Here is a 7,056-nt window from a genome sequence, read left to right on the forward strand (position 1 = left end):
ACGAAGGGGCCCCCGGTCTGTCGGGCGACACGCCGGGCCAGGCATTCTTGTCCGCATGAATGACTGGCCCAGCGGGAACGACGGTCGCGGCGGCGGCCGCGACGAGCGGTACGGATACGGCAGCGCCCAGGCGCAGCCCGAAGGCGCCCGCCGGATGCCCCACGTGCAGCGGCAGCGCCCGCAGCCCCAGCAGCCGCCGCGTCCCGCAGCCCCGCCGGCCCCCGGCGTCCCGCCGCAGCAGGGCGGCAACCACGACACCTTCGCCGGCTACGACAGCGGCTACAACACCGGACAGGTCTACGGGAACCCCGCGGGCGGCGCCCCGGGCGGTCCGGCCGGCCCCGGTGGACCCGGCGGCCCGGGGGCCCCGCGCCGCCGGCCCGGCGCCCCGGCCCCGGACTGGCGCAAGCGCATCAAGATCGGTTCGATCGTGCTGGTCTCGGCGCTGGTGGTGACCACCGTCGGCACCTACTTCTGGGCGGACTCCAAGGTGCGCCGCGAGGTGGACCTCTCCAAGGTCATCGACCGCCCGGAGGACGACGACTGCACCACCTACCTGATCGTGGGCTCGGACAGCCGGGAGGGCATGTCCAAGGAGGACAAGAAGCGTCTCCACACCGGCTCGGCCGACGGCAAGCGGACCGACTCGATGATGATCCTCGCGGCCTGCTCCGGCGGGAACTCGATGATCTCGCTGCCCCGTGACTCGGACGTGCAGATCCCCAAGTTCGTGGGCTCCGAGTCCGGCAGGGAGATCCCCGCCAAGGGCCGGAACAAGCTGAACGCCGCCTATTCGCTGGACGGCCCTCAGCTGCTGGTCCGCACGGTGGAGTTCAACACCGGGCTGCGCATCGACCACTACGCGGAGATCGGCTTCGCCGGGTTCGCGAACGTCGTGGACGCGCTCGGCGGGGTGGAGCTGGACATCGAGAAGGGCTTCAAGGACAAGAACTCGGGCGCCGACTTCAAGGCCGGCAAGCAGACCCTGAACGGCGAGCAGTCCCTGGCCTTCGTCCGGACCCGGTACGCCTTCGCCGAGTCCGACCTGGCCCGCACCAAGAACCAGCAGAAGTTCCTGTCGGCGCTGGCGAACCAGGCGGCCACCCCGACCACCATCATCAACCCGTTCAAGATCTACCCGGTGATGGGCGCGGGCCTGGACACGGTGATCGTGGACAAGGACATGTCGCTGTTCGACCTGGGCGAGATGTTCTTCGCGATGAAGGGCGTCAGCGGGGGCGGCGGCACCTCGATGAACATGCCGGTCTCCGGCAGCCGCGGCGGCAACCTGGTCTGGGACAAGGCGAAGGTGCAGCAGCTGGTGAAGGAGATCCAGAACGGCGAGAAGGTGACCGCCCCGGCCAAGTAGGCCGGCGCGGTCGGCGGAGCCGTTCCCTTCCGACCGCGGCCGGCCCGCCGGTCAGCGGTCGGAGGAGAAGCGGAGCGCGCCGTCCGGGAGGACGGCCGCGCACCACACCCGGGCCCCGGCGCGCAGTTCGTTGTCGGCACCGACCCGCGCGCCGTCCCCGACCACCGCGTGGTCGACCACGGTCCGCGGTCCGATGCTGGCCCCGGAGCCGATCAGGGCGGCGTCGAGCTCCGCGTCCGGGCCGACGGTCGCGCCGTCGAGCACGATGGAGCCGCGGACCACCGCGCCCGCCTCGATCCGGGCCCCGGCCCCGACCACGCTGCCGCCGAGCACCCGGGCGCCCTCGGCCACCCGTGCCCCGGGGAGCAGCAGGGACTCCCCGCGCGGTCCGGGCACGGCCGGGGAGTGGACCACTCCGCGGACCAGGTCGGCGGAGGCCTTGACGAAGGCCTCGGGCTTGCCGAGGTCCAGCCAGTAGGTGTCCTCCACCTTGCCGTGCAGATGGGCGCCGGCGGCGAGCAGGCCGGGGAAGGTCTCGCGTTCCACGGAGACGGGCCGGCCGGCCGGGATGGCGTCGATGACGGAGCGGCGGAAGACGTAGCAGCCGGCGTTGATCTGGTCGGTGATGATCTCCTCGGCGGTCTGCGGCTTCTCGGTGAAGTCCAGCACCCGGCCGTCGGGTCCGGTCGGTACGAGGCCGAAGGCGCGGGGGTCGGCCACCCGCACCAGGTGCAGGGAGACGTCGGCGCCGGCGCTCTGGTGGGAGTCGACCAGGCCGCGGATGTCCAGGCCGGTGAGGATGTCCCCGTTGAAGACGAGGACCGGGTCCTCGGGGCCGCCCTTGAGGCGCTGGGCGGCGTTGCGGATGGCTCCGCCGGTGCCGAGCGGTTCGTCCTCGACCACGTATTCGAGGTGCACCCCGAAGGCGGAGCCGTCCCCGAAGTACGGTTCGAAGACCTCGGCCAGGTAGCAGGTGGCCATCACGAGGTGTTCGACGCCGGCGTCCGCGGCCCGGGCTATCTGGTGGGCGAGGAAGGGAACCCCGGCGGCGGGCACCATCGGCTTGGGCGTGTTCACCGTGACCGGGCGCAGCCGCGTCCCCTGCCCGCCGACGAGCAGGATCGCTTCCTTCATCTCTCTCCCCAAGCTGGCCTGACCGACGAAGGTCGTCCGATCGCCGCCAGTTTATGTTCGAAGCCCGGGCGCTCCCGCGCCCCGGCCCCGGAACGTGCCGGTGGGCACCCCCGTCGTGACCGGGGGTGCCCACGGATCCGCTGCCGTCGGCCGCCTACGCGGGCAGGTTGCGCGCCATGACGATGCGCTGGACCTGGTTCGTGCCCTCGTAGATCTGGGTGATCTTGGCGTCGCGCATCATGCGCTCGACCGGGTAGTCGCGGGTGTAGCCGTAGCCGCCGAGGAGCTGGACGGCGTCCGTGGTGACCTCCATGGCCACGTCGGAGGCGAAGCACTTGGCGGCGGCGCCGAAGAAGGTGAGGTCGGAGTCGACCCGCTCGGACTTGGCGGCGGCCGCGTAGGTGAGCTGGCGGGCGGCCTCCAGCTTCATGGCCATGTCGGCGAGCATGAACTGGACGCCCTGGAAGTCGGCGATGGGCTTGCCGAACTGCTTGCGCTCCTTGACGTAGCCCTTGGCGTAGTCGAGGGCGCCCTGGGCGATGCCGAGGGCCTGGGCGGCGATGGTGATGCGGGTGTGGTCCAGGGTCTTCATCGCGGTGGCGAAGCCGGTGCCCTCGGCGCCGATCATGCGGTCGGCGGGGATCCGGACGTTGTCGAGGTAGACCTCGCGGGTCGGGGAGCCCTTGATGCCGAGCTTCTTCTCCGGGGCGCCGAAGGAGACGCCCTCGTCGGACTTCTCGACCACGAAGGCGGAGATGCCCTTGGAGCGCTTCTCCGGGTCGGTGACGGCCATCACCGTGTAGTACTCGGAGACCCCGGCGTTGGTGATCCAGCGCTTGACGCCGTTGAGCACCCAGAAGTCCCCGTCGCGGACCGCGCGGGTCTTCATGCCGGCCGCGTCGGAGCCCGCGTCGGGCTCGGAGAGGCAGTAGGAGAACATGCCGGCGCCGGCGGCGAGCGGGCCCAGGTACTTCTTCTTCAGCTCCTCTGATCCGGAGAGGACCACCGGGAGCGAGCCCAGCTTGTTCACGGCCGGGATCAGGGAGGAGGAGGCGCAGACGCGGGCGACCTCCTCGATGACGATCACGGTGGCGAGGGCGTCGGCGCCCGCGCCGCCGTAGGACTCCGGGACGTGGACGGCGTGCAGGTCGCCCGCGACCAGGGCGTCCAGGGCCTCCTGCGGGAACCGCGCCTCTTCGTCGACTGCCGCCGCGAACGGGGCGATCTTCGCCTCGCACAGCGCGCGAACCGAGTCGCGGAGCATGTCGTGCTCCTCGGCAGGGCGGTAGAGGTCGAAGTCGGATCCGGCCAAAGCGCTCACTCCCCATGCTAACTACCGTTAAGTAACCCAAGCCTAGGGCCCGGGCCCCCGCCAGGGATACGGGCCGCACGCGTGAGCTTGCCGACAACCCGCCCGACTATGCTCGGTGGCCGCACACCGCACCGCCACCCCTATGGAGTACCCCATGGCCCCCAGGATCACCGTGATCGGCACCGGCTACCTCGGCGCGACGCACGCCGCGGCCATGGCCGAGCTGGGCTTCGAGGTGCTGGGGCTGGACGTGGTCCCGGAGAAGATCGGGATGCTGTCGGCCGGCCGGGTCCCGATGTACGAGCCGGGTCTCGAGGAGCTCCTGGCCCGTCATGTGGCCGGGCTGCCCGGATCCTCCGGCCGGCTGCGGTTCACCATGGACTGGGCCGAGGTCGGCGCCTTCGGGGACGTGCACTTCGTGTGCGTGAACACCCCGCAGAAGCACGGCGAGTACGCCTGCGACATGTCCTATGTGGACGCGGCGGTGGAGTCGCTGGCCCCGCACCTGGACCGGCCGGTGCTGGTGGTGGGCAAGTCCACCGTGCCGGTGGGCTCCGCGGACCGGCTGGCCGCCCGGCTCGCCCAGCTGGCCCCGGCCGGCGCGGACGTGGAGCTGGCCTGGAACCCGGAGTTCCTGCGGGAGGGCTTCGCGGTGCAGGACACCCTGCACCCGGACCGGATCGTGATCGGCGTGGACCCCGGCCGGGGCGGCAGCGCCGAGAAGGTGCTGCGCGAGGTGTACGCGACGCCGATCGCCGGCGGGTCCCCGCTGGTGGTCACCGACTTCCCGACCGCCGAGCTGGTCAAGACGGCCGCGAACTCCTTCCTGGCCACCAAGATCTCCTTCATCAACGCCATGGCCGAGGTCTGCGAGGCCGCGGGCGGCGACGTGGTGAAGCTGGCCGAGGCCATCGGGCACGACGAGCGGATCGGCTCGAAGTTCCTGCGGGCCGGCATCGGGTTCGGCGGCGGCTGCCTGCCCAAGGACATCAGGGCCTTCATGGCCCGGGCCGGGGAGCTGGGCGCCGACCAGGCGCTGACCTTCCTCCGCGAGGTCGACTCGATCAACATGCGGCGCCGCGGGCACATGGTGGAGCTGGCCCGGGACGCGGTGGGCGGCTCCTTCCTCGGCAAGCGGGTGGCGGTGCTGGGCGCGACGTTCAAGCCCGACTCGGACGACGTCCGCGACTCCCCGGCGCTGAACGTGGCCGGCCAGATCCACCTCCAGGGCGGCCAGGTCACCGTCTACGACCCCAAGGGCATGGACAACGCCCGGCAGGTGTTCCCGACCCTGGCGTACGCGCCGTCCGCGCGGGAGGCGGTGCGGGGCGCCGAGGTCGTGCTGCACCTGACCGAGTGGCGCGAGTTCCGCGAGCTGGACCCGGCGGTCCTGGGCGAGGAGGTCGCCGACCGGCTGGTCCTGGACGGCCGCAACGCGCTGGACGCGGACCGCTGGCGGGCCGCCGGCTGGACGTACCGGGCGATGGGCCGTCCGCGCGCGTGAGCCGGAGCGGGGGGAGGGCCCGGACGGCGGTCCTGGTCTGCGCGCTGCTGCTGATCGCGGCCGTCGCGGGCGGCTACCAGCTGCTGCGCGGCGGCAAGGGTCCTTCCGGCCCGGCCACGATGGCGCAGCTGATGTCGGTGCTGCCGCGCGGCAAGGACATACCCGGCTACCGGCTCCAGTTCACCGAACACCGGCCGCTGGCCCCGGAGTACCCGGGCATCTGCGAGAAGGTGTCCGGCGCGCTGTGGGCCGAGGGCCGGCAGCCGGTGGCGACCACCTCGGTGGCGATGATCCCGGTCCCCGGGGACGTCCCCGACCACCAGGTCGTCTCCTTCAGCTACCGCCCCGAGGACGCGGCCGCCGTCATGGACGAACTCAGGGCCTCGGTGGCCCCCTGCGCGCACTACGTCTCCTACTTCGCCGACCTCTACTCCCGCTACGGGACCCGCCCGGCGGACCGGTGGGCCCGGGTCGGGGACGAGTCCTTCGGCTACCGGGTGCTCGGGCCGCCGGCCGGGCGGCTGGAGCCCGAGACGACTCCCCCGCCGCCCGGGCCGCTCGCCGGACCGGGCGGGCTGGTCACCTACGTCCGGTCCGGCGGCGTCATCACCCGCTACCAGGGGGACGTGCCGGAGGCGGTCATGGCGGAGTTCCACCGGCGGCTGCTGCGGGCGCCCTCGGCGCCCACCGCTCAGCCGCGGGCCGCCGCGCGGTAGGTGCGCATCTTGGCCCGGGCCCCGCAGACGGACATCACGCACCAGCGGCCGCGGGCGGCCGGGCTGCGGTCGTAGTAGGCCCACCGGCAGTCCTCGGCCTGGCAGGCCTTGAGCCGGGACCAGGTGCCGGCGGCCATCCCCTCGGCGACGGCCGCGGCGATCCGCGCGGTCAGCCCGGCACCGGACCCCGTCCCGTCGCCATCACCGTCGCCGTCACCGTCCGCGGCCGTCAGCGCGGCACTGCCGTCGGGGTCGATCCGTACGGTCAGGGGGGCGGCGGCGAGCAGCCGGTTCAGGGTGTCCAGGGCGCCGGCCGGCACCTCGTGGCCGGCGTGCGCCAGCAGCGCGGCGCGCAGCGCCTCACGGAGTTCGGCCGCCTCGGCGAGGGCCGGGCCGGACAGCCCGAAGGCCGCCGCCAGCCGGTCGTCCCCGGTGTCCACGCTCAGCGTGTTGACGAGGTCCTCCACCAGCGCGAGACCCCCGGGGGCCGGTGCGCGTTCACCGCTCATACCGGCGACGTTACCCCTTGGCTTCGGGAAGCGGTAACGCGTAGGGTGGCGGTTACCGGAAGGAGCTGCCTACCGGTAACCACGAAGGAGTAGTGCCATGGCTCTCGCCAAGATCGGCGCCGTCGTCCTCGACTGTCCCGACCCGCTCGCCCTCGCCACCTTCTACGCCGGCCTGCTGGGCGGCAGCCCCGCCTCGGACGAGGACGGCTCCTGGGTGGACCTCCAGGTCCCCGGGGGCGGCACCCTCGCCTTCCAGCGGGCCCCGGGGCACGTGGCGCCCCGATGGCCCTCCGCCGAGGCCTCCCAGCAGTTCCACCTGGACCTGACGGTGACCGACCTGGACGCGGCCGAGGAACAGATCCTCGCGCTGGGCGCCAAGGCGCTGGACACCGCCGACCCGGCCCGCACCTGGCGGGTCTACGCCGACCCGGCCGGCCACCCGGTCTGCCTCTGCGCCTGCTGACCCGGCACGGGCACGACGCCCCGAAGCCCGGGAGGCCGACGGACGGAGT

Annotated in this window: 7 protein-coding genes; 4 read left to right on the forward strand and 3 right to left on the reverse strand. The window is 72.8% G+C overall.

Translation table 11 applies throughout. The features are described 5' to 3' along the window. Positions 1 to 55: 55 nt before the first annotated feature. Positions 56 to 1,369, forward strand: a complete 1,314-nt coding sequence (locus ACZ50K_RS12485; protein ID WP_468901276.1) for an LCP family protein — start codon at positions 56 to 58, stop codon at positions 1,367 to 1,369. Positions 1,370 to 1,420: 51 nt separating this feature from the next. Here the strand turns inward: ACZ50K_RS12485 and manB are convergent, their stop codons facing one another. Together manB and ACZ50K_RS12495 are read right to left on the reverse strand one after the other, a co-directional pair. Next, positions 1,421 to 2,503: a mannose-1-phosphate guanylyltransferase gene (manB, locus tag ACZ50K_RS12490; RefSeq protein WP_468901279.1), complete on the reverse strand. Its 1,083-nt coding sequence runs from the start codon at positions 2,501 to 2,503 to the stop codon at positions 1,421 to 1,423. A 154-nt stretch (positions 2,504 to 2,657) separates the two neighbouring features. Continuing rightward, entirely contained in the window at positions 2,658 to 3,815 is a 1,158-nt protein-coding gene (locus ACZ50K_RS12495; protein ID WP_468902375.1) for an acyl-CoA dehydrogenase family protein, read from the reverse strand. Between the two features lie 154 nt (positions 3,816 to 3,969). Here ACZ50K_RS12495 and ACZ50K_RS12500 point away from each other — a divergent pair, with 154 nt between their 5' ends. Together ACZ50K_RS12500 and ACZ50K_RS12505 are read left to right on the forward strand one after the other, a co-directional pair. Further along, positions 3,970 to 5,319, forward strand: a complete 1,350-nt coding sequence (locus tag ACZ50K_RS12500) for a UDP-glucose dehydrogenase family protein (protein WP_468901282.1) — start codon at positions 3,970 to 3,972, stop codon at positions 5,317 to 5,319. Beyond that, positions 5,316 to 6,035 carry a hypothetical protein gene (locus tag ACZ50K_RS12505; RefSeq protein WP_468901284.1) on the forward strand — a complete coding sequence of 240 codons (720 nt, stop codon included), beginning with the start codon at positions 5,316 to 5,318 and terminating at the stop codon, positions 6,033 to 6,035. The genes ACZ50K_RS12500 and ACZ50K_RS12505 overlap by 4 nt, the downstream gene beginning before the upstream one ends. On the opposite strand, the gene ACZ50K_RS12510 is transcribed toward ACZ50K_RS12505, so the two are convergent. Further along, a complete protein-coding gene (locus tag ACZ50K_RS12510; protein ID WP_468901287.1) occupies positions 6,011 to 6,544 on the reverse strand; it encodes a CGNR zinc finger domain-containing protein in 534 nt (177 codons plus the stop codon). The two genes, ACZ50K_RS12505 and ACZ50K_RS12510, sit on opposite strands and share 25 nt — an antisense overlap. 97 nt (positions 6,545 to 6,641) lie before the next feature. Here ACZ50K_RS12510 and ACZ50K_RS12515 point away from each other — a divergent pair, with 97 nt between their 5' ends. After that, a complete protein-coding gene (locus ACZ50K_RS12515) occupies positions 6,642 to 7,007 on the forward strand; it encodes a VOC family protein (RefSeq protein ID WP_468901289.1) in 366 nt (121 codons plus the stop codon). The last annotated feature ends 49 nt before the right edge of the window (positions 7,008 to 7,056 follow it).

The sequence above is a fragment of the Streptomyces sp. NPDC033845 genome (genome assembly GCF_055576225.1).

Excerpts from the sequence above, each read along its gene's own strand:
- ACZ50K_RS12485 (WP_468901276.1), top strand. The coding sequence starts at position 56 with ATGAATGACTGGCCCAGCGGGAACGACGGTCGCGGCGGCGGCCGCGAC.
- manB (WP_468901279.1), bottom strand. The coding sequence starts at position 2,503 with ATGAAGGAAGCGATCCTGCTCGTCGGCGGGCAGGGGACGCGGCTGCGC.
- ACZ50K_RS12500 (WP_468901282.1), top strand. The coding sequence starts at position 3,970 with ATGGCCCCCAGGATCACCGTGATCGGCACCGGCTACCTCGGCGCGACG.
- ACZ50K_RS12510 (WP_468901287.1), bottom strand. The coding sequence starts at position 6,544 with ATGAGCGGTGAACGCGCACCGGCCCCCGGGGGTCTCGCGCTGGTGGAG.
- ACZ50K_RS12515 (WP_468901289.1), top strand. The coding sequence starts at position 6,642 with ATGGCTCTCGCCAAGATCGGCGCCGTCGTCCTCGACTGTCCCGACCCG.